The 22,455-nt window shown below is 68.1% G+C and carries 17 protein-coding genes, 1 tRNA gene and 1 pseudogene; 9 read left to right on the top strand and 10 right to left on the bottom strand.

Annotated features, from left to right (window positions below; translation table 11 throughout):
* Nucleotides 1-235: 235 nt before the first annotated feature.
* The gene (locus tag AB0I03_RS19070) at nt 236-1,357 is read left to right on the top strand and encodes a hypothetical protein (protein ID WP_360414600.1); all 1,122 of its coding nucleotides are present in this window, start codon (nt 236-238) and stop codon (nt 1,355-1,357) included.
* A gap of 86 nt (nt 1,358-1,443) precedes the next feature.
* Here the strand turns inward: AB0I03_RS19070 and metG are convergent, their stop codons facing one another.
* A complete protein-coding gene (gene metG, locus AB0I03_RS19065; protein WP_360414597.1) occupies nt 1,444-3,234 on the bottom strand; it encodes a methionine--tRNA ligase in 1,791 nt (596 codons plus the stop codon).
* 159 nt (nt 3,235-3,393) lie between these two features.
* Here metG and AB0I03_RS19060 point away from each other — a divergent pair, with 159 nt between their 5' ends.
* The 4 genes from AB0I03_RS19060 (at nt 3,394) to AB0I03_RS19045 (ending at nt 8,428) form a co-directional block, all read left to right on the top strand.
* A complete protein-coding gene (locus tag AB0I03_RS19060; protein ID WP_360414594.1) occupies nt 3,394-4,158 on the top strand; it encodes a hypothetical protein in 765 nt (254 codons plus the stop codon).
* 183 nt (nt 4,159-4,341) lie between these two features.
* A complete protein-coding gene (locus AB0I03_RS19055; protein ID WP_360414591.1) occupies nt 4,342-6,483 on the top strand; it encodes a transglycosylase domain-containing protein in 2,142 nt (713 codons plus the stop codon).
* A 227-nt stretch (nt 6,484-6,710) separates the two neighbouring features.
* A complete protein-coding gene (locus AB0I03_RS19050) occupies nt 6,711-8,276 on the top strand; it encodes a phospholipid carrier-dependent glycosyltransferase (RefSeq protein WP_360414588.1) in 1,566 nt (521 codons plus the stop codon).
* 79 nt (nt 8,277-8,355) lie between these two features.
* Nucleotides 8,356-8,428 (top strand) — tRNA-Ala (locus AB0I03_RS19045).
* A gap of 273 nt (nt 8,429-8,701) precedes the next feature.
* Here AB0I03_RS19045 and AB0I03_RS19040 read toward each other — a convergent pair.
* Nucleotides 8,702-9,295 carry a TetR family transcriptional regulator gene (locus AB0I03_RS19040; protein WP_360414585.1) on the bottom strand — a complete coding sequence of 198 codons (594 nt, stop codon included), beginning with the start codon at nt 9,293-9,295 and terminating at the stop codon, nt 8,702-8,704.
* Between the two features lie 98 nt (nt 9,296-9,393).
* On the opposite strand from AB0I03_RS19040, the gene AB0I03_RS19035 reads away from it, so the two are divergent.
* The gene (locus AB0I03_RS19035; protein WP_360414582.1) at nt 9,394-10,380 is read left to right on the top strand and encodes an aldo/keto reductase; all 987 of its coding nucleotides are present in this window, start codon (nt 9,394-9,396) and stop codon (nt 10,378-10,380) included.
* A gap of 157 nt (nt 10,381-10,537) precedes the next feature.
* Here the strand turns inward: AB0I03_RS19035 and AB0I03_RS19030 are convergent, their stop codons facing one another.
* Together AB0I03_RS19030 and AB0I03_RS19025 are read right to left on the bottom strand one after the other, a co-directional pair.
* Nucleotides 10,538-11,560, bottom strand: coding sequence for a zinc-binding dehydrogenase (locus AB0I03_RS19030; RefSeq protein WP_360414579.1), 1,023 nt, complete (start codon nt 11,558-11,560; stop codon nt 10,538-10,540).
* A 90-nt stretch (nt 11,561-11,650) separates the two neighbouring features.
* Nucleotides 11,651-13,090 (bottom strand): carboxylesterase family protein, encoded by a 1,440-nt coding sequence (locus AB0I03_RS19025; RefSeq protein ID WP_360414576.1) that lies wholly within the window; start codon nt 13,088-13,090, stop codon nt 11,651-11,653.
* Between the two features lie 178 nt (nt 13,091-13,268).
* Here AB0I03_RS19025 and AB0I03_RS19020 point away from each other — a divergent pair, with 178 nt between their 5' ends.
* Nucleotides 13,269-14,231 carry a helix-turn-helix domain-containing protein gene (locus AB0I03_RS19020; RefSeq protein WP_360414573.1) on the top strand — a complete coding sequence of 321 codons (963 nt, stop codon included), beginning with the start codon at nt 13,269-13,271 and terminating at the stop codon, nt 14,229-14,231.
* On the opposite strand, the gene AB0I03_RS19015 is transcribed toward AB0I03_RS19020, so the two are convergent.
* The 6 genes and pseudogenes from AB0I03_RS19015 to AB0I03_RS18990 form a co-directional block, all read right to left on the bottom strand.
* Nucleotides 14,228-15,574, bottom strand: a complete 1,347-nt coding sequence (locus AB0I03_RS19015) for a right-handed parallel beta-helix repeat-containing protein (RefSeq protein WP_360414917.1) — start codon at nt 15,572-15,574, stop codon at nt 14,228-14,230. The genes AB0I03_RS19020 and AB0I03_RS19015 overlap by 4 nt on opposite strands.
* Nucleotides 15,575-15,919: 345 nt before the next feature.
* Nucleotides 15,920-16,555 (bottom strand): annotated as a pseudogene (locus AB0I03_RS19010) (glycosyl hydrolase family 32); the annotation flags it as partial.
* A gap of 13 nt (nt 16,556-16,568) precedes the next feature.
* The gene (locus AB0I03_RS19005; RefSeq protein WP_360414915.1) at nt 16,569-17,609 is read right to left on the bottom strand and encodes a LacI family DNA-binding transcriptional regulator; all 1,041 of its coding nucleotides are present in this window, start codon (nt 17,607-17,609) and stop codon (nt 16,569-16,571) included.
* Between the two features lie 43 nt (nt 17,610-17,652).
* Nucleotides 17,653-18,492: a carbohydrate ABC transporter permease gene (locus tag AB0I03_RS19000; protein WP_360414570.1), complete on the bottom strand. Its 840-nt coding sequence runs from the start codon at nt 18,490-18,492 to the stop codon at nt 17,653-17,655.
* Entirely contained in the window at nt 18,489-19,376 is an 888-nt protein-coding gene (locus AB0I03_RS18995; RefSeq protein ID WP_360414567.1) for a sugar ABC transporter permease, read from the bottom strand. Before AB0I03_RS18995 ends, AB0I03_RS19000 begins: the two co-directional genes overlap by 4 nt.
* 73 nt (nt 19,377-19,449) lie before the next feature.
* The gene (locus AB0I03_RS18990) at nt 19,450-20,685 is read right to left on the bottom strand and encodes an extracellular solute-binding protein (RefSeq protein ID WP_360414564.1); all 1,236 of its coding nucleotides are present in this window, start codon (nt 20,683-20,685) and stop codon (nt 19,450-19,452) included.
* A 318-nt stretch (nt 20,686-21,003) separates the two neighbouring features.
* On the opposite strand from AB0I03_RS18990, the gene AB0I03_RS18985 reads away from it, so the two are divergent.
* Nucleotides 21,004-21,180 carry a hypothetical protein gene (locus tag AB0I03_RS18985; RefSeq protein WP_360414561.1) on the top strand — a complete coding sequence of 59 codons (177 nt, stop codon included), beginning with the start codon at nt 21,004-21,006 and terminating at the stop codon, nt 21,178-21,180.
* 47 nt (nt 21,181-21,227) lie between these two features.
* Entirely contained in the window at nt 21,228-22,439 is a 1,212-nt protein-coding gene (locus tag AB0I03_RS18980) for a NosD domain-containing protein (RefSeq protein WP_360414558.1), read from the top strand.
* The last annotated feature ends 16 nt before the right edge of the window (nt 22,440-22,455 follow it).

Genomic DNA, 22,455 nt, shown 5'->3' with positions numbered 1-22,455 from the left:
CAACGATGCCACGGGCCGGCGCCGGCGACGGACCGCCTGTGCGTTTGCCGAGGCCGCAAGTGCGCGATGCTCTCCACGTAACATCTTTTTCATATTCCGGACATCAGCGCCTGACACGCCGCGCTTACGTTGGCGGACAGTCGAACCACCGGCTGTGGACCGGCCACTACCATCCGGCGACAGGACTGATCCACGACACCGCCGTCGCATCCGCGCAAGACGAATCGAGACGCACATGACCCGCGACCTCGCGTCCCGCCGCAACCGCGCCGCAGCGCTCCAGCAACGCCGCCCCGCCGTCCCGGCCGAACCGACGCAGACCCAGACCCTCGTCACCGTCGAATGGCGCGGCGAGAAGTTCCCCGGCACCCCCTACGCCGACGGCGCCGCCTGGGAGCTCTACTCCGCCCTCCCGCGCCCCGACTTCCTCCCCAACCCGCACCCCGGCAGCGACTACCCGTACCGCTGCTTCGCCCATTCCGGTGAGGTCCTGCGCGACGGCGTGCCCGTGGCCGTCGCCGACGACCGCTCCCTCACCGTGCCACTCGCGCCCGGACTCGACCTCGAGTACGTCCGCCGCCTCACCCAGACCCCGCATCTCGACCCGGCCGCGCGCGTCCTCCTCGACCGCGTCCGCCGCTCAGCCGCGGTCGCCGCCGGCGAGGTCATGGAGCGACCCGTCACCGCTCCGATGATCAGCCGGCTCATGGAGACCGCCGCCGTCCCCGGCGGGTTCTGCTACCGCCGCTGGGACATCGCGCACCTGCGCACCCCCGCCGCCCGCTCCGTCCTCGGCGGCGAGACCGAGCCGAGCGAACCGTGGGTGTTCGCCCTGCGCTGGCCCGCCGCCGACCCCTGGGACTACCAGGCGCCGGTCGCCCCCGAGTACGAGGGCCTGACGGCGATGCCGTCCTCCGACCGGCGCGGTATGCCCGTGCTCGGCACCGGTTTCGCGATCTCGACCGCGCACCTCCTGCCCGAGCACGTCACCGCCGACCTCACCGACCTGCCGCTCCCCGAGGGGGCGCGGATCCTCGCCTACACCGACCAGGGCGCCGAGCTGGAGCTGTTCGCGTACGCGGGTCAGCAGTGGTCGCCGCTCACTCTCGAACGGCGCGTGGACATCCCGGGCGTCGAGCAGGGCCGCGCGCACCAGGTGCGCCGTGTGCTGCGCGAAGCGAACCACGTCGTCTGGAAGGGCGTCCCAGGATCCCTTGTGGACGCCGACGAGGACTGGGGCCGGTTCCGGCTCTCCCGCCCGAGCCCGGACGTCCTGTCCCGCACCGGGGCCGAGCCCGTGCGCCGCGGCGTCTACGAGAAGTGGGTCGAGCGCAGCGAAGTGACCTCGGCGCTCTGAACCCTATACCATATATCCTATAGGATCTGTGATCCTATGGAACGGAAAAGGGCCCGGCGACCGCCGGGCCCTTCCGCTTGCGCTGTCTACGCGTTCAGGCGCTCGATCTCCTCGTCCACGATGGACGGCTCGAGCTTCGTGAACACCGGGACCGGCTTCTCCAAAGCGGTGCCCGGCACCAGCGGCACGGACTCCCACTTCGGCACGTCCGAGTAGTCGCCGGTGAGAATCGGGTACGCCCCGTCGGTCACGCCGCCCTCGTCGAGGTCGGCGACCTCCTCGATGTACGGCATCGGCGCGAACACGCCCTCGCCGCCGAGCAGCTCGTGCACCCGCTGCGAGGAGTGCGGCAGGAACGGGCTCATGATCGTCTTCAGGTCCGAGACCGCCTGCAGCACCGTGTAGAGGACCGTGCCCTGGCGCTTCGGGTCCTCCTTCATCTTCCACGGCGCGGTGTCCGCGAGGTACTTGTTCGCCGCCGCCACGGTCTTCATGGCCTCGCCGATGCCGGCGCGGACCTTGTTGGCGCCGATGAGGTCGCCGACGGTGTCGAACGCGTTCCGCGTCGTCGCCAGCAGCTCCCGGTCGACGTCCTCGAGCTCACCGGGCTCGGGCACGGCACCGAAGTTCTTCGCGGCCATCGCGATCGAGCGGTTCACCAGGTTGCCCCAGCCCGCCACCAGCTCGTCGTTGTTGCGGCGCAGGAACTCCGCCCACGTGAAGTCCGAATCCTGGTTCTCCGGGCCCGCCGCGCAGATGTAGTACCGCAGCGCGTCGGGGGAGTACCGCTCCAGGAAGTCGCGAACGTAGATCACGACGCGCCGCGAGGACGAGAACTGCTTGCCCTCCATCGTCAGGAACTCCGAGGAGACGACCTCGGTCGGCAGGTTCAGCTTCCCGAGCGGGCCCGGCTCGCCGCCCTTCGCGCCCTCCCCGTTGGCGCCCAGCAGCATCGCCGGCCAGATCTCGGAGTGGAAGACGATGTTGTCCTTGCCCATGAAGTAGTAGGACACCGCCTCCGGGTCCTGCCACCAGCGCTTCCACGCCTCCGGGTCGCCCGAGCGCCGCGCCCACTCGATCGTGGCGCTCAAGTAGCCGATCACCGCGTCGAACCACACGTACAGGCGCTTGTCCGGCCGGTCCACCCAGCCCTCGAGCGGGATCGGCACACCCCAGTCCAGGTCGCGCGAGATCGGGCGCGGGTGCATCTCGTCCAGCAGGTTCTTGGTGAACCGCAGGACGTTCGTGCGCCAGCCCGTGCGCGTGTCCAGCCACGCGTTCAGCGCGTCGGCGAACGCCGGCAGGTCCAGGAAGAAGTGGTCCTCCTCCACGAATTTCGGCGTCTCGCCGTTGATCCGCGACTTCGGGTCGATCAAGTCCACCGGGTCGAGCTGGCGCCCGCAGTTGTCGCACTGGTCGCCGCGCGCCGAGTCGAACCCGCAGTGCGGGCACGTGCCCTCGATGTACCGGTCCGGCAGGGTGCGGCCCGTCGACGGGCTGATCGCGCCCAGCGTCCGCTGCTGCAGGATGTACCCGTTCGCGTGCAGGGTCGTGAACAGCTCCTGCACGGTCTTGTAGTGGTTCCCGGTCGTCGTCCGCGTGAACAGGTCGTACGAGAGGCCCAGCGCGTCCAGGTCCTCCACGATGATCCGGTTGTACTTCGCCGCGGCCTCCGCCGCCGTCAGACCCTCCGCGTCGGCCTGCACCAGGATCGGCGTGCCGTGCTCGTCGGTCCCGGAGACCATGAGCACGTCGTGACCGCGCATGCGCATGTAGCGGGCGAAGACGTCGGCGGGGACCCCGAATCCTGCTACATGGCCGATGTGGCGCGGGCCGTTGGCGTAAGGCCAGGCCAGCGCGGTCAATACATGAGTCATGCGCCCCATGTTATCGGTCCAGATGTCAGGACCGCACAGTCCGCACACCTAAACGGCGCACGTCTCGCACGCATTCGGCACACGTCCCGCCCTCACTGCGACACACTACCGCCGCCCGATTCCGCCCATGCCAGCCGATTCGGTGATGCAATAACCGGTATGTCTGGAACCAACCGCGCGGTCGACCCCCAGCACCAGCCCGTGCCCCCCGCCGCACCGGAGCCGAACGTGCCCGTCCCCGAGATGCCCGCCGCGTACGGCGTCGTGCGGGACACCGCCGGGGACCCCGCATGGGACCCCGCCGCAGAACCCGCGCCCCGCCCCGTCTCCCAGCGCGGCCCCCTCGGCTCGCAGACCGACGGCATGGCCGCCATCCGCGCCGTCTGGGAGCGGGCCGCCGAGACCGAGCGCCGCCGCCCCGCCAAACCCGGCATGCCCCACCGCCGCCGCGAACCCAAGGCCTTCGCCCCCGCACTGCTCGGCATCCTCGTCTGCGCGTGCCTGCTCATGTTCTTCGCCTGGACCGCCGCCCCCGCCCTCTGGATCTCCGTGGGCCACTACGAGTACGGCACCGTCGAGGTCACCTACTGCCAGGACGGGTTCGCGCCCTCCTGCACCGGCCGCTTCGAAGCCGACGGCTGGTCCCGCGAACTGCACCTCACCGGCGACGTCACCGCCGCCGACCTCGGCGCCCACCTCCCCGCCCGCTCCACCGGACCTGACGCGCACAGCGCCTACGTCGGCGACACCGCCGGCCTGCTGCTGCGCTGGGCGCCCTCGCTCGTGCTGTTCATGGCCGTCGCGTTCGCCCTCGTCGGCGTCTCCGGCGCCACGAGGCTCTACGAAGGACGCTCGGGCGCGATCGGCCTGTGCTGGGCCGCTGCCGGAGCCGTCCTCGCCGCCGCCCTCGCATTCGCCTGGTGACCGCCGCGCGCGAACCCGGGACGGGCTGTAATGACGCCCACCCGGGTCGGACGGCCCCTCAGCGCGCGAGGCGCGGCGTCGTAGAGTGAACCCGCCCCCGGATCTCCGCTTGACTCGGCGCTACGCCGCGCCCATTTGCATTGACCGTACCTACCCCGGCTTCGGGGCTCCTCGGGAGACAGCGTGAGTGATTCTTCGAAACCGGTGGCGCAGACCTGGTTCGGACCCATCACCGCCGTGCAGCGACGCGCCATGTTCGCGCTCGTGCCGGTGGCGGTCGCCTTCGGACTCGTCGTCGGGCTGGCCTTCCTGCCGCTCACGAGCGCCTTCGGCGGCCTCGCCAAAGTCGGCTCCGAGACCGTGCTCGAACTCCCCGACGAACTCGTGCTGCCGCCCGCGCCCGAGTCCTCGACGCTCTACGCCTCCGACGGCACCACGGTCATCGCCACGTTCGGCGACCAGTACCGGGTCCAGCTCGAATACGACCAGATCCCCGAATCGGTGGTCGACGCGCTCGTCGCCACCGAGGACTCGAACTTCTTCGAGCACAACGGCGTCGACCCCGAAGGCGTCATGCGCGCGCTCGTCACCAACGTCGCCAGCGGCGGCACCTCCGAGGGCGCCTCGACGATCACCATGCAGTACGTGCGGCAGGTCCTCTCCTACACCGCGACCACGCCCGACGAGGTCGCCGCCGCCAGCGAGGTCACCATCGACCGCAAGGTCAAGGAGATGGGGTACGCGCTGGCGCTCGAAGAGGAGATGACCAAGCAGGAGATCCTCACCAACTACCTGAACACCGTCTACTTCGGCAACGGCGCGTACGGGATCGGCGCGGCGGCGCAGGTCTACTACGGGAAGGTCCCCGCGGACCTCACGGTCGCCGAGTCGGCGATGCTGGTCGGCCTGATCCAGTCGCCGTCGGTCTACGACCCGATCAACGGCTCCTCGGAGGCCGCGCAGGTCCGCCGCGACCACGTGATCAACCGCATGGTCGCCGTCGGGTCCCTCACGGGCCCTGAAGGCGAGGCGGCGCGGGCTGAGGGCCTGAACCTCAACCCGCAGGACGCGAACAACACCATGGGCGGCGCGATCGACTCCGACTACGGGTTCTTCGTCGACTACTTCGAGCAGTGGTGGAACCAGCAGGCGGACTTCGGCGACTCCGAGGAGGTCCGCAAGGCCCGCCTCTACCGCGGCGGGTATGAGATCGTGTCGACCCTCGACGTGGAGCTGCAGGACACCGCGCAGGACGCTGTCGAGAAGCAGAAGCCGATGGGCTCGGAGTTCGCGCTCGGCTCGGTCGTCGTCGAGCCCGGGACCGGCGGCATCCAGGTGATGGCCGTCAACCGCAACTACTCCAACGACACCTCCGAGAACGGCCCCAACACGTCGAACTCCGAGTACAAGGGCTCCTACCCGAACACCACGAACCCGCTGCTGAGCGGCAACTCGGCGGTGCCGGGCTACCAGGCGGGCTCGACGTTCAAGCTGTTCACGATGCTCGCGGCGCTCGAGGAGGGCCTGCCGCTGGACACGACCATCTACTCGCCGTACCAGTACACGTCGCAGTACGTGGTGGGCGACGGCGCCGCCTCCTGCGGGAACTACTGGTGCCCGTCCAACTCCTCCGCCTCCATGGCCGGGAACTACAACATGTGGAGCGCCTTCGGTTCGTCGGTGAACACGTACTTCATCCAACTGGCCGAGCGGGTCGGCGTCGAGAAGTCCATCAACGTCGCCCAGCGGCTGGGCATCGAGTTCCGGTCCCAGGAGGACCTGAACCTGGTGACGAACAGCCCGGAGACGTACGGCCCGTTCGTCCTCGGCGTCACCCAGAGCACGCCGCTGGACATGGCCGCGGCCTACGCGGCACTGCCTGCCGACGGTGTGTACTGCCCGCCGATCCCCGCTGTGAGCGCGACGACGCTGACCGGTGCGACCATCCCGTTCGAGTCGGCGTGCGACCAGGCGCTCAGCGTCGAGGTCGCCCGCGCGGCGGTGGACGCGTCCCGCTGCCCGACCGGGTACGGTGCGGCCGAGGGCAGTTGCTCGGGGGGCACCGCACCGCAGGTCGGCAATGCCGTGGACGGACCGGTCGCGGGCAAGACCGGCACCACCGACGAGAACTCCACCAACTGGTTCGTGGGCTTCACCCCGAACGCGGCCGCCGCGGCGTTCATCGCCGACCCCGACAGCCCGCAGAACCTCGTCGGCAAGGGCAACCTCGGCAAGCCCGCGAACGCGGTCGCCGAGATCCTCGCCGCGCAGTGGGAGCTGAACGGCGAAGGCGACTTCACGCCCCCGAAGGAACTGGTGCACTGACCGGCGGGCGAAGGGCCTGATCGCGACTCGCCACAGTCCGCGTTCAGGCCCTAGGGCCTGCTGCGGCACCCCCGCCGGGCGGTATCCGGCCCATTCGCCCGCTCGCTGCGTTGTCGGCCTCCCAGATACAACACCGGTATCTGGGAGGCCTTCCGCCTTGCGAGTGCGCAAATGGACTCGGATACCGCCTCGCCGGGCATGCCGCAGCAGGCCCTAGACTCACACCGGTGAGCGCCACCGCAGTCCGGCCCGAGCAGCCGCCCGCCGATTGGCGGCCGACCCCGCTCCCCGGCCCCCTCCCCGCCGTCCGGGCCCGCCTCTCCAGCACCCTCCCGGACGACCGCAACCGCGCCCTCTGGGTGACCCTCGTGATCACCGGGATCGCCGCCGCGCTGCGCCTGATCGGCCTGAACCACCCCAAGGGCCTGATCTTCGACGAGGTCTACTACGCGCAGGACGCGCACTCGATGCTCAGCCACGGCGTCGAATGGGACCCGGGCGCGGACGGCTCCGCGTACGTCGCACACCCGCCGTTCGGCAAGTGGCTCATCGGCCTCGGTGAATGGGCGTTCGGCTACGACGAGGTCGGCTGGCGCATCGCCGCCGCCTTCGCCGGGATCATCGGCGTCGCGATCCTCATCCGCCTCATGCGCCGCCTCACCGGCTCGACCCTCCTCGGCGGCACCGCGGGCCTGCTCCTCGCCGTCGAAGGCAGCCACCTCGTGCTCTCCCGCACGTCCCTGCTCGACATCTTCATCGCCACACTGCTCCTCGGCGCCATGTACTGCCTGGTGCGCGACCGCGACTGGCGCCGCGCCAAGTGGCTCGCCGCGATCGAGGACGGCCTGGACGCGCAACGCCGCCGCCCCCGCATCGGCCTGCCCTGGTGGCGGATCACGTGCGCGGTGCTCCTCGGACTCGCCATGGGCACCAAGTGGAGTGCGCTCTGGTACATCATCGCCGTCATCCTCCTGTTCATCGTGTGGGACTGGCGGCTGCGCGTCGACGCGGGCGCCCGCAAGCCCTTCCGCGACACCGTCATCTACGAGTTCGGGCAGAACCTGTGGTTCGGGCTCCTCGCGGTAGGCGTCTACACGCTGTCGTGGACCGGCTGGTTCCTCAACGACACCGGCTCCTACCGGCACTGGCTCACCGACCAGGGCAAGAGCGAGCCGCCCGTCATCGGCGCGCTGGTCAACTGGATGCAGTACCACTTCAGCGTCCTGAACTTCCACGAGACGCTGGACTCCGAGCACGCCTACCAGTCCTGGCCGTGGCAGTGGCTGTTCGACCTGCGGCCCGTGGTCTTCTACTGGAGCTCCGAGGTCGACTGCGGCACGAACGACTGCGCCGGCGAGGTCCTGCTCCTGGGCACCCCGCTGCTGTGGTGGACCTTCGTGCCCGCCACCCTCGCCCTCCTCGTGTGGGCGCTGCACCGGCGCGACTGGCGCGCCTGGTTCCTCCTCACCGGCCTCGGCGCGGGCATCGCCCCGTGGTTCTTCTACCCCGAGCGGACGATGTTCTTCTTCTACTCCGCCCCGGCCGTCCCGTTCTTCATAGGCGCCGTCACCTGGTGCCTCGGCCTGATCATCGGCCGCACAGGGCACCGCCGGCGCGAGCTCGGCCTCATGCCCCTGGGCTCCCCCGAGCGGCGCCTCACCGGCGCGCTCATCGCCGGGGCCTACGTCGCCGTCGTCGTCCTCTGCTTCGCCTACTTCTGGCCGATCTACACCGGCGAGGCCATCCCCCGCGACGAATGGCACGCCCGCATGTGGCTCGACTCCTGGATCTGACCGCCCCCCGGGACGAGACCCGGCCCACACGCCGCCCTTGCGGCGCCCTCCCGCCGCTGTGCTAACCTTGTCGCCGCAAGGGGCTTTGGCGCAGTTGGTAGCGCGTTTCGTTCGCAATGAAAAGGTCAGGGGTTCGAATCCCCTAAGCTCCACTGAATCAGACATTGGGTACATGAGCGGTCATCAGGTTGATGACCGCTTTTGGCTGTTCAAAGGATGATCGCAGGCTAGAAGGTCTCGAACTCAACCTACGCCTGCTGACCGATGTCGACTTCGCGCGGGCGTGCTTGAGGCCGAGGGTTCGGTCCTGGAGTTCTATGCGACCTGGTGTGGCCCTTGATGATCTGCTCGCAACGGGATGCGACCTGGATGCAAGGCAGCAGGTCTCGCCGACTCGGGTGATCGTGGTCTGGTCGCCTCTTTTTTCAGGTTCGGGCCTTGGCGGGGAAGAGCCGCTGGACGGCGGTGACGACGGCGGTGCGGCGGGCGCTTAGGAACCTGTCGCGTTCGGCGGGATCGGCGGGGTCGAAGTCGGTATACGCGGCCCAGGAAGCGGTCATCTGGTTGAGTAGCACCAGGATGTCGATCGGATCCCAGGACGGATCGAGGATCCCTTCGGTCTGCGCTCGGCGCAGCCGCTCGAGTTTGCCGGCCATCGTCGCCCGGATCGGATCCTCTGGCGCAGCCTCGTCAGGGTCGAGTTCGAGGCGGCCCCACTGCAAGAGACGGTACTGCTCAGGGTGCGTGACGTAGTAGTCGTGCAGGCGGCCCGCGTAGCCGGGGAGATCAGCCGGATCCATCTGTGTCGCCTCCACCATGGCAGCCAGCTCCTGCCCGGAGACGAGCCGGTACAGCGCCTCCTTGCTCGTGAAGTACGCGTACACGCGCTCCTTGCTGGTCTTCGCCGCCTTCGCGATGCGATCGATGCGGGCCCCGGCGATCCCGTAGCGCGCGAACTCGGCGCGGGCGGCACTCAGGATGCGGTCGCGGGTGGCTGCGGTGCTGGAGGCGGGTGGCATCCGTCCAGCGTACCTCCCCGAACCGTTCGGTTTGACGATCGAGGATGCAAAGGAGTACGGTTCAAACCGAACAGTTTGGTTTGATGAAGGGACTTGTCATGCAACACCGCGCACTGGGCACCCAGGGCCTCCGCGTCTCAGCGATCGGCTACGGCACCATGGGCTTGACCATGGCCTACGGGCCCGGCGACGAAACCGAAGGCCGCGCCACGATCCGCCGCGCCCATGAGCTGGGCGTCGACTTCTTCGACACCGCCGAGCTGTACGGCTGGGGAAGCGGCTCGAACGAGATCCTCCTCGGCGACGCCATCAAGGACTTCCGCGATGAGGTCGTCATCGCCACCAAGTTCGGCTTCGACCTGAGCGGCCCCATGGACCCGGAGACCTGGTTCGGTCTCAACAGCCGTCCCGAGAACATCCGCAAGGTCGCCGACAACAGCCTCCGCTACCTCGGCGTCGACCAGCTCGACGTCTTCTACCAGCACCGCGTCGACCCCATTGTCCCGATCGAGGACGTCGCCGGCACCGTCAAGGAACTCATCGACGCCGGCAAGGTCAAGTATTTCGGGCTTTCCGAGGCCGGGCCGGAGACCATCCGCAAGGCGCACGCCGTGCAGCCCGTCTCGGTCCTCCAGGGCGAGTACTCCCTGTTCGAGCGGGACGTCGAGCAGGTGTTCCCCGTGCTGGAGGAACTGGGTATCGGGTTCGTCGCCTACTCCCCGCTAGGTCGCGGGTTCATCACCGGCACTGCCAAACCCGCCGCCGAGTATGACGAGACTGATATGCGCCGGGAGGACCCGCGCTGGCAGCCCGGCAACTACGAGCGGAACGTCGCCGCGGTCGACCGACTCTCCGAGTTCGCCGCAGCCAAAGGCGTCACGGTTTCACAGCTGGCGCTGGCCTGGGTTCTGCATCAGAAGGACTACATCGTCCCGATTCCTGGCTCGCGCAGCCGGACCCGCGTTGAGGAGAACACCGGCGCGGCCGGCGTGACCCTCACCGGGGCGGATCTGGCCGCGATCAAGGAGATCCTTCCGACCGGCGGATTCGGCGCCCGCTACGCCCAGCTGCCCGAATGGGTCTGAGGCACTGAACTCACCGAGTCTGGCTTGCGAGACCGACGCTGGGTCCGCGCCTCCGGTGCACTCGTTTCCGCCGTCGTCCGGGCGTCCGAACTGCAGTGTGGCGCAGGGCCGGGAGCCTCGTCAAAGGCGAGGCTCCCGGCCCTGCGCCGCTTGAGGTTCAGTCGAGGACGACGACGTGCTTGCCCGGTGTCGTACCGGATTCCAGCTTGGTTTGGGCGTCGCGGACCCGCTCCAGGCCGCGGTAGACCCCGGCGACGGCGACGCGGAGCCGGCCTTCTGAGATCGCGTGCAACTGCCCAGCGAGGACGTCGGCGGGCAGGTCCGCGGCCTCGCCGCCGTAGACCGTGAGCCGGACGCCACTGGGAATGTACGCGAACGGACTGAACTCGGGGATGACCCATTCACCCGAGAGCGAGCCGGTAAAGCAGACGGTGCCTCCTGTGCGGAGGGCCCGGAGCGTGTCGCGCAGGGCCGGGCCGCCCACCAGTTCCAGGGCCGCGTCGATCCCGTCGGGATACAACTGGCGTACCTGGTCGGCAATGTCCCCGTCATCGACGAGCGGATAGTCGACCCCGATCGTGCGCAGCTCTTCGGTGCGTTCGGGTTTGCGCGTGGTGGAGAGGACGGTGGCGCCCATGTCCTTGGCGAGCGTCGCCGCGCTGAGCCCGACGGTCGAGGTCCCGCCCCGGATCAGCAGGGACTGGCCCGGTTGCAGGTCGAGGCCGGTAGTGAGTGACCCGTATGCGGTCTGGAACATCTCCGGCAGCGCGCCGAGCGTCTCCCACGGCAGGTCCGATGCGAACGGTATGACCTGGGTTGCGGGGACGAGCATGTACTCCGCATAGGACCCGTCGTAGGACCGGCCCATGCCGCCCATCATGGTCGCGACCTGCTGTCCCGGCCGCAGGCCGCTGTCCTCGTCGGCATGGTCGACCACGCCGACGCCCTCAATGCCAGGGATGCGGGGGTAGGTCACGAGCGGGTCCGACTCGCCCTTGCGGGTGGTCACCTCGGACTCGTTGACGCCGAACGCCTTCACCTTGATGCGGACCCACCCCGGCTTCGGTTCGGGCACCGGCGCCTCGGTGATGACGAGCTTCTCGATGCCGCCGGTCTCGGTGACCACGACCGCCCGCATCGTCGCCGGTGCGCCGTCGCCTGCTGCTGTGGATTCGCTCATGTCAGCTCCTTGCCGTGTTCGGTCCCGTGGACTTGAGGAAGGCGCAGGTATCCGATCGAGGGCGAAACGGTGCCGCCCCGTCTTCGGTCCTCAAGGTCGATCGATCCCCTGCCACAGTTCAAGCGCCGCTTCGTAGTGGGCGGTGGCCTCGAAAGGCGGGTTGCCGACGCTCGCCGACGTCGGTCGGTCGGTGACGGCGGGCCAGAGGCGGGCGTGCTCGCCAGTGGCGAAGTCGAGCACGATGTCGCGGATCCGCGTGTCGCGGTCGGCCTGTTCAGGGCTGCGGCCCGGCTTCTCCTGGCCGACGAGGGCGTACATCTCGGTGCCGTGCACGGCCGGCGCCCCCTCGGCGGGCCCGATCTGGAGGAGGCGGGCGTTGCCGCCCGCCGCCGCGTGGGCCAGGGCGCCGCGGGCCGCCGGGAGGCCGAACAGGTAGTCGGCCATGAGCGCGGCGCGGACCTCGGCCGGGCTGCGGCCGTCCCGGTCGTAGGCGGCAACGAGCGTCTTCGCGCGGGAGCGGGAGATGCGCCAGCCCGCCACCTCGTCGACGACGCGGTCGAGGGTGTGCGGGTCGAACCGGTCGAGGTCGTTCGCCACCCACCAGCCCATGTCGTCGCTGGCCATGCTCAGCAGCACGTCGACATCGCGGTGCGCACCCGAAGCGAGGACGTCCATAGGGTGGGCCCGCATCACCGCTCCGGGCTGCCCGGTGTCCAGGACGACGCCGGTGGCCTGGTTGTCCACCCCGCCGCGGACGCCGAGATCGGTCGGCAGCACCTTGCGGAACGCCGCCATCATCACGGCCGCGTCCAGATCGACCACCTTGTCGGGGTTGTCCGCGACACCGAGTTCAGTGACGAACCGGTCCGCGAGCTCCTCGGCCCACCAGGCCGGGATGCTGCGAGCGGGCCCGCCGGAGAACCCGGCCAGGCGCCGGTACAGGCCGTCTGCGGAGGGGGCGCCGAGCAGCCCGAACGTGGTGTAGGCGCCGCCGCTATGGCCGTAGACGGTGACCTGGTCGGGATCGCCGCCGAAGCGGGCGATGTTCCGCCTGATCCAAGTCAGCGCGGCGATGACGTCCTGCAGGAGGAGATTGCCGGCCTCGGCGAGCCGCCCGCCGTACTGCGAGAGCGAGAGCGTGCCCAGGGCGCCGAGCCGGTAGTTGAGCGACACGCCCACCACGCGACCGGTCGCGGCGAGACCGGCGGCGTTCGAAGTGGTCTGCGTGTTCGCGCCGTACTCGAAGCCGCCGCCGTGGATGTACACGGCCACCGGGAGCGCCTTCGCGTCCGGCTGCTCGGGGGCCCACACGTTCAGGTTCAGGCAGTCCTCACCCATCCCGGCATCGGCTTCGAGCCAGTCGCCGCTGTCGGGCTGGATCGAGACGACACCCTTGCGGTCGTACGGGAGGTCCGGATCGAAGTCCGCGACAACAGGGCGGCGGAACCGTTCGGCGGTGGCGTACGGGATGCCCCACCAGGAACGCACCCCCGGTACAGTCGGTGCCTTCGGAGTATCGGTGGCGGTCATGGCATGTCCTTCCGTTCGGTGTCGCGAATCGCCGCTGCCCGGAGCGATCGGCCCGGCACTCGAACGGTGCCGATGGGACGAATCCGTCGGCCCCGGGGATATTGTTGCCGCGTTCAGGGGGTTCCGAGACGCAAACGACGGACACTTCATGGTCACCTGCGGACACTTGGGAGGATCGGTGCCCGACGACCGCTCCGCGGGCGCTCCAGCGCCGCTATACGGTTTCCAGCCACCGGTTGGCACACCGTACGGGCTGGAGGTCACCACGATCGAGGACTTCTTCGACCGGCACGACGACTGGCCATGGAACCCGCCCCGCCCCGGTCGCGCCACCTTCCACTACCTGATCCTGGTCACCTCAGGCGAGCTGCTCCACGACGTCGACCACATCACCCGCACCGTGCGCGCCGGCCAGTGGCTCTGGGTCCGCCCCGGCCACACCCAGTGCTGGTATCCGCCCGGAGAGGCCCGTGGACCGTTCATCCTGTTCGAACAGGACGTCCTCCACCCCGAGACCGCAAGGCTGCTCACCCCCGCCACCGCCCACGATGCTCCCGCCGTGCTGACCCTGGGCGCCGATCGCCACTGGGCCGAGCAGACCGCGTTCCAGCTCCTGGACGAACACCGCGCCCTCGGAAGGCGCCCGCTCGAGCTGCATCACGCGCTGCGGCGCAGGCTGCTCGAAGCCCTGCTGCTGCGCCTCGCCTGCGGGCAGGACACCGCCGCGCCGCCACCACCCAGCGACCGGCGCGCCTCGACCTACAGGCAATTCCTCGATGCGCTCGAGATCCACTTCTGCAGCCTGCACCATGTGGACGACTACGCCCGCCTCCTCGGCTGCACCGCCCGCACGCTCACCCGCGCCGCACACGCCGCAGCCGGCACCACCGCACGCGCGGTCATCGACGGGCGAAGGCTCCTGGAGGCCCGCCGCCTCCTCGGCACCGGCCGGACAGCCAAGGCGGTAGCCGCCCACCTCGGCTTTCCCGACACCGCGAACTTCGGACGGTTCTTCCGCAACCGCACCGGGCTTCCCCCCGCGGCATACGCCGCGAGGCAGGCACATCAAGACACCGAATCCGGCTGCCCCGCCCTGCCTCGCGCTCACTTGGATGGGATCGCCCAGGTCAGTGATGCTTAAGAGGGGACGGTTGGGCTGGCCCGAAAAGCGTTCGTCGCGACGTCCACGCGGACCTGGCGTTCGGTTCCCGAATCGAGGATCGTGTTCCGCTTCGACTCCGGGTCGACCTTGACGGTCGTGACTGGGAGGTGTTCCGCAGCATCGGTCGAGAGGAGGGCGTCGACTTGCGCCGCGTAGGCGGAGCTGCTCGAGTTGCCGCGTACGTCCATCGACACGACGTGGTTCGTGGCGACGTAGTTCCCCTCTCCCGTCTTCAGGCTGATGATGACGGGCGTCGCTCCCTCCGGGCGGATCCTGTCGGTGTCGACGATCGCGGAGAAGTGGTTGCCGATGACGGAGTTGTCGCTGCCGCTGACGATGAGGAGTCCGAAGTCGTCGTCGAGTCCGTTGTCGACGCTGAAGAACGGGGACCAGGGTTCCTGGTCTCGCAGGAAGTGGTTCGAACCGACCAGGTTCTCTGAGCTCGCTTCCAGGACGACCATCCCGGGATAGAACGAGTGGAGCCGGTTGTTGGTGATGCTCGATCGTGTGACGCCGTTGAGGCGGACGCTGCTCGCGCCTCGGGGAAAGATGTTGTTGGCGGTGATCAGCAGCCCGCCATGGTGCTCTGCGTAGATCGAGTGGCCCTTGAAACCGGCTCCGATAAGGTTGTCGGTGATCTTGGAGGCCTGGCCCCATCCGCGCAGTTCAATGCAGCTGCCGCATTCGGCGATGAAGTTGTCGTGGATCGAGAGCGCGTCCGCGTTCTTGACGGTGAGCGCATGTTCAAGGTAGATGAAGCCCATGCCGTTGACGCGGAACGAGTCGTTGGCGTCCGCGACATAGATGCCGCTCTTGCCGTTGATGTAGGTGTTCTCGGGATGGAGCCCCGACCCGTCCGAGGTGAAATGCAGCCCGTCGATGCAGAAGTTCATGAATTCGACCGAGCTGATCCGCGGGTTGCCGCTTCGTGCGACGTAGAAGGCGGCGCCTGCGGTCTCCTCGTCTCCTGGAGGGAGGTCGACGAGGATGCGGCTGCCTCCGGGCCACAGTTCGTGGAGGTCCGGCCACTGGTCCTCGGGGAGGTTGAAGCGGATGCTCGAGGACGTGAATCCGTGTCCGGCGCCCTCGATCCGCAGGAAGCTGATGTCGATCAGTACTTGGGTGCGGAGGCGGTAGTCCCCGGGAGGTATGTAGATCACGGCCCCGGGCTTGCCGCCGTCGTGCTCGCCAGTGCTCATTTCGTCGGTGGCCTTCTGCCGGCTCTTGATATCCGCGATGATGCTGTTGAGCACCTCGCCGATGTCCTCGGCCGCATTGCCATAGGGCCATTGCGTGACGTCGTAGTGGTTGGCGGTCGACATAGGTGTCTGCGTTCTTGTCGACAGTGATTCGGACCGGTCTGTCCCATCGATCGCGAGTCGGCCGTCGACCCATTGGACCGGTTGCGGGTCGGTGATCTCGCCGATCCAGTTCCCGTGCCCATCGACGTTGCGGAACGCCAGGAAGCACCACTGGCCCGTGCGGTCTTGCACCAGCCGGCCGACATAGAAACGCTCGTCGGTAATGCGGTACGCCTCGTCCAGCGGGTACGGCCCGGTAAGGGAGTCGATCGGGAAGGCCCAGACGCCGCCCGTGGGGTCGCTTTCCCTGCGGCCGTGGGCCAGCTCGGAGCCGAGGCAGGAGAACAGCCCGACCGGTGTGCCGTCGATGACGGCGACCTGGACCACCTCGATGTGCCCGAATCCGATACCCGGCTCGGACAGCGGGGGCTGGACGGTCCAGTTGACGAGATCCGGTGAGGTCGCGTGCCCGATCACGCCCCGGTCGTCGGGCGCGCCGCGGTTCGCGCGCGCGGTGGTCAGCATGTGCCAGCCGTCCTGGTCGCGGAACACCCACGGGTCGCGCCACGCCTGGTCCGGCCACTGCCGCGTCGCGGCCGTCTCGTACCAGCGGGCGTCCGGTTCGAGCACCTGACGCTCGGGTTCGCGACGCCAGGTGAAGAGGTCATCGGAGACGACCGAGCTGATCCGCTGTTCGAGCCCGCCTTCGGCGCGGCTGACCGCCGTGTAGAACATCCGCCATCTGCCGTGATCGTCGCGGACGACGGATCCCGTCCAGGTGGCGAGGTCGTCGAACGCGGGGGCGTCGTCCGGTATCACTGCGTCGGCGTGCTCGGTCCATGTCGTCAGATCAGTGGAGGTCGCGTGTCCGATCGTGGCGCGCCAGTGCCGTCGGTCGGGGTCGAGGAGCGCCCGGGGCGCCTTCAGGAAGAACAGGTGGTAGCGGTCGCCGTCGTCGGCGATCCAGAAGTCCCACACCCACGATGCGGCGAGTCGAAACATGCTTTCAGGCCTTTCAGTGCTCTCGGGGTGCGGCGACTGAACCGCGGGTGATCAGTGGGCATTGGAGTCGGGTCGGGCCGCCAGGGGCGTGCTTCTGCTCGGTGTCACCGCTGAGCAGGTGCACGAGCATCTCGACGGCCCACTCGCCCATCTCATAGTGCGGGAGTGCCACCGTGGTGAGGCCGGGGAACAGGTTCGCGGCGATGAGCTCCTGATTGTCGAAGCCGACAATGGACAAGTCGCGCGGGATGTCGAGGCCCAGCTCGGCCGCGGCGCGATAGGCGCCCATCGCCATCCGGTCGTTGTAGCAGAACAGGGCAGTCGGCCGGCCAGGTTCGGCCAGGACCTCCCGCGCGAGCGCGTAACCGGGCAGGGTCTCCGACGGCGCCTGCAGGATCAGGCGGTCGTCGATCGGGATGCCATGCTGGTGCAGCACCTTCTTGAAGCCGATCAGGCGCTCGTGTGTGGCCGGCACGTCGTCGTCGTTGTTGAGGAAGCCGATGCGTCGGTGGCCGGCCTCGACAAGGTGGGTGACGGCGGCGACCGCACCGCCCACCTCGTCGGGGACGACCGCGGGAACGACGCCCGCCCGGTCGGTCGAGTCGATCAACACGGCGGGCACGCCACGCAGGTTCGCAGGCACGGATATTTCGCGGTGGTACATCGTCGCGTACAGGATCGCCTCGACTTGCCGGTCGATCAGCGTCTCGACGTCGTCCTCGTGCGAAGTGCCGCTGGATTCGCGTTCGGCGTTGACGATGACCAGGGTCAGGTCGTGGGCGCGGGCCGCATCCTGCGCGCCCAGGATGATCCGACCCGCATGCGGCGTCGTCGCGATCTCCTCGCTCAGCAGCCCGATCAGTCCGGACCGGTTGGTGCGCAGCGTACGGGCTGCCCGGTTGGGGCCGTATCCGAGCGTCGCTGCCGCTTCGCGGACGCGCGCTCGCGTCTCTGCGGAGACCCGGGTCTGCGGCGTGTTGTTGAGGACGTGGGACACCGTGGTGATGGATACGCCGGCCAGCTTGGCCACGTCCCGGATGCCGACTCCGTTCACCGCCACTGTCGTCTCCTGTCTTCCTGGGTCTGGTTGTGTCTGCTCATCCTTTCACCGCGCCTAGGGTGAGGCCCGCGACGATGTGGCGCTGGAGCGTGAGGGTGAGCAGGATGACCGGGATCGAATAGACGGTCGCGAGTGCGGTCATGGCTCCCCAGTCGAGCCCGAACTGCGTCTGGAAGTTCGCGATCACGATGGGGGTCGTCTGTGCGCGTACCGAGGTGAGCAGCAGCGCGAACAGGAACTCGTTCCACGAAGCGAGGAATGCGAAGATCGCCGTTACCGCCAGGCCGCCGGACACCACCGGCAGAATGACCCGCCATAGTGCTCCGAGCCGCGACGCCCCGTCCATTTTCGCGGCCTCCTCGAGCTCGTCGGGAATGGCCTCGAAGAAGCTCGCCATGAGCCAGATCGAGAGCGGCAGCGAAATCGTCGTATGGGCGATCGCGAGGGCGAACGAGGTGTCGCTGATCCCGAGGGCCCGCATCGTCTCCACCAGCGGGGCGCCGATCGCGATTGTGGGCACCATCCGGGTGACCAGGGCCGCGAGCACGAACACCCGCCCGCTCGGAGTGCGGTACCTGGTGATCGCGTAGGCGGCGGGAACCGCGAGCACAAGGGAGATCAGCGTGCTGAGCATGGCTGTGACGACACTGTTGATGAGCGCTGGAGCGACGCCCTCCTTGGTCAACGCCGCCATATAGTTCTCCAGCGTCCACACATGCGGCATCACCGACGGGGGCACCGCGATCGCGTCGCTCGGAGGTTTGAAGGAGGTGAGCAGCAGATAGATGAACGGGAAGCCGTACAGCACCAGAACTACGGCGAGCAGGACGTAGAGGAGGGCCTTCGTCGACCGTCGACGAGTTTCCAAGCCGTTCATCGTGCCTCCCCGGGCTGCCAGATCGCGAGGACGGCCACGGAGGCCACGAGGAGCATCCCGATCAGGTAGATCGTCCCCATGGCGCTCGCCAGTCCGATGTCGCCGTAGCGGGTCATAGTGCGGTAGATGAGCAGGCTCAGCGTGGTCGTGCTCTCCTGGGGGCCGCCGTTCGTCTGGATGAGGATGATGTCGAACGCGCGGGCCGCGTCGATGCCGCGCACGATGAGCGCGACGGCGATCACGGGACGCAGTAGCGGGAGGATCACCCGGAACAGCATCGTGGGGTATCGCGCTCCGTCGATGCGGGCGGCCTCAAGGATCTCGCCCGGAATCGTCTGCAAGCCTGCGAAGAGCACGAGGGTGATGAACGAGGTCGTGAGCCAGATGTCGGGGAGGGCGACCGAAAAGAGCGCGATCGTCGGATCGCTGAGCCAGCCGACCTCGCTTGAGCTCTGAAGGACGCCGGCCCGGAAGAGGATCTCGTTGACGATGCCGAAATTGTCGATGAGCAGGAAGCGCCACAGCAATCCGGCAACGACCGGCGCGATCATGAGCGGGTACATGAAGATCGTGCGGAACACCGTCGAGCGTCTGCCCAGCGACGCGAAGATCAGGGCGACGACGAGCCCGAGGGCGAACTCGAGGGCGACGACGACGACCGTGTAGACGACAGTGCGGACTGCCGCGCCCTGAAACGAGGCTGAGGCGAACGCGTCGATGAAGTTCTGCAGACCGACGGGGGTACGGGGTCCACCCGCGATCGGGGAGATGTCGTAGAAGGCGTTCGAGACGAACCGGATGAGCGGCCAGAGCACGAAGGCCGTGAGGAATAGGGCTGCCGGCGCCATGAGCAACAAGGCGAATCGGCGATCGGTGACACGCAATGTGGAAGAACTTTCTGGTCGGACGGGGTGGCCGACTGCGATGCAGGCGGCCACCCGTGCGGAGCGGTTGGCGCTAGTAGAGGATCGCCTCGATTTGCGCCTCCGCCTCCTTCAACAGGGCGGCGTTGTCCGCTCCGGGTTCGACGGCTTTCTGCAGCATGGGCGTGAGCACGGTGTCGACGATCTCCTGCCAATGCGGCGTCGCCGGGCGGGCGCTGGTGGCCGGAGCGTTGAGCGTTTCGAGGATCGCGGGGTAGTTCTCCCTGCCGGCGACTCCCGCCTGAGACTCGAACGCCGAGATGCGCGCGACGAGGCCGAGCGACGTGTCGATCGAGAGCTCGTTGTGCTCGTACGCGAAGGCGACGAAGTCCTTCGCCAGGTCCTGCTTCGTTCCCACCGCGGGCACCGAGAGGTACCAGGCGCCGGGCACCCCCGCAATGCCGCCTGCGCCCGCGATCATGGGAGCCGCACCGATCTCGCCCGCGACGGGCGAGTCGGCCGGGGTCTGGGTGTAGGCGTGGCCCCAGAACCGCATCATGGCGAGCTGCCCCTGGTAGAAGAGGTTCTGCGCCCCGGCCCAGTCCAGCTGCGCCGACCCGGCGGGGGCGTACGGCAGCAGACTCGTGTAGTAGTCGAGCGCCTCCAGGTGCTCGGCGTCGTTGATGGTGACCTCGCCGCTCTCCGGGTCGAGGACCATGTGCTCCTCGCCGGTCTGCGAGACCGTGGCGAGCCATTCGGTTTCGACGGCCCCCTTCACATCGGTGCCGTAGAGGTCGATCTGACCATCGCCGTCGGTGTCGCGCGTGAAGAACTCCGCGGCGTCGCGGTACTGCTCCCAGTTCGCCGGTGGCGCTAGCGGGTAGCCGTACTCCGCTTCGAAGTCGGCCTGGTTCTGCGGGTCCTCGAATAGGTCCGTGCGGTAATAGAGGATCTCGGAGTTGGTGAAGATCGGCATGCCGACGAACTCGCCGCCGACCTGCGCCTCGCTCACGAGGCCCGGGAACAGATCCGCCTGCACATCGTCGGTGAACAGGTCGTCGAGAGGCGAGACCCCGTCAGCGAACGCGCTCAGCCAGATCGCATCCAGAGCGGCGACGTCAAAGGACACGGTGCCGGATCCGAGCTCGGTCTGGATGCGGTCGTAGAGGCCGTCATACGGAAGTTCGACGAGGGTGACCGTCGTTCCCGTCTCCTCCTTGTAGAGGTCGGCGATCGGCTGCAGCTCCGCTAGTCCGCCTCCTTCGACAAGGACGGTGAGCTCGTCCTCCGCAGCGTTGCCGCCTGCACCGCACCCTGAGAGTGCGAGCATGGCCGCCGTCGCCGCAGCGGTTCCGAGGGATGCGGTTCGAGCACGACCGCTGGGTTTGCGAAGCGTCATGACTTCGACTCCATTCTTGTAGCTGCACTGCTACGAGCGAGGGGTCACCGTCGGGGCGGTGACAAAACGTTTTGACAAAACGTCTTGGCATGAGTGTGCGACTCCGGATCAGCGACTGTCAATGCCAAACACTGAAAAAGTTTCGCCAAAGTTGTTTGGCGCATTGACCTCAGAAACGGCCAGGCCTAACATCGGTCAAGCATGATGCCAAATCCATTTGGCTCCACCCCTCGACAATGACGGAGCACCATGAGCACCCCATCGCCCAGCCTCAGCCGCCGTGCCCTCATCCTCGCCGCCGGCGTCGGCGTTGCCCTGTCGGTGCTCGGCACCGCACAGCCCGCCCGCGCTGAGCAGGAAGCGGCCTCTGCACAGGAGGCCCTGCCTCAGGAGCGACCGCACCGCACGCTCCTCGGCCTCATCTAGACCACGACCCCACCTGCAGCATCGACCTCAATGAAGCGGAGACCACCATGCCCTCGACCATCTACGACGTGACCACCTGGAGCATCCCAGGCAGTCCCGGCACGACCGCGTACACGGACATCGGCGCCGTCGTAAACAGCATCATCGCTGACATCAAGGCGAATCAGCCCAGCCAAGCTTCGAAGCCGGGCGCCGTCGTCTACATCCCGCCGGGCGACTACTCGCTGAAGACCCGCATCGTCATCGACATCAGCTACCTGCAGATCAAGGGGTCCGGGCACGGATTCACCTCCTCGAGCATCCGCTACAACACGGCCAACACCGCAAGCTGGTGGGAGATCTGGCCCGGCGGCAGCCGTATCAAGGTCGAGAACACTGACGGGAACGCGGAGGCGATCCTCATCAGCCGGGGCGGATCGCCTCGCCTGAGTTCGATCGAACTGGTCGATTTCTGTCTGGACGGGCTCTCGTTCACCCCGAACCAGAACAGCTACCGCAACGGCAAGATCGGCGTGCGCTCGACGAGCGACACCGATGCGCTGCGCATCGCCGGCATGGGCATGGTCTACCTCGAACGCGGAGTCGTGCTCACCGGCGTCGACGCGCTGCAGCTCAACGGCAATTTCATCGCCGAGTGCGGCAGCTGTGTCGAACTCGTGGGCTCCGGGCAGGCCTCGATGGTCAACAGCAACCACCTCGGCGCTGGGCCCGCGGGATTCTCGATCTTTGCCGAAGGGCACTTCGGGCTCATCGTGTCGGGCAACAACATCTTCCCCCGCGGCAAGAGCTCGGTGCACCTGAAGAACTGCAACGACAGTGCCATCTCGGCGAACCGCCTCCACTCGTTCTCGTCCGGCATGGTGACCCTTGAAGACGTCTGCCGCAACAACCTCATCGGCGCGAACCACTTCCTTCGAAACCGCGAATCATTCGGGCCGTTCCAGAGCGTGCCGCTCACGACCGACGACCTGTTCGGGCTGGTGCACATCAATGGCGGCGGCAATTCCGTCACTGGCAACCACTTCTCGTACGACGTGCCGCCTGCCTCCATCACTCCCTCGGGAGCGGTGCCGACCCTCGTCCTGGTGAAGTCGGGGAACGACAACTACCTGGCGATGAACCACCACGTCGCGAACGTCAGCGTCCGCTCGGCCGTGCTCGATGGCAGCACGAGGAACACGAAGGTGCTCGACTCCGGGACAGCCGCCGAGTTCCAGGCGCTCGGCGCGGCGACCTTCGGATTCCGCGCGACGCCGTAGTCTTCCGCAGGATTCC

It is taken from the genome of Glycomyces sp. NPDC021274 (assembly GCF_040641195.1).
Lineage (GTDB): Bacteria > Actinomycetota > Actinomycetes > Mycobacteriales > Micromonosporaceae > Glycomyces.
The sequence above is the reverse complement of the archived record's forward strand: the minus strand, read 5'-3'. Positions and strand labels throughout refer to the sequence as shown.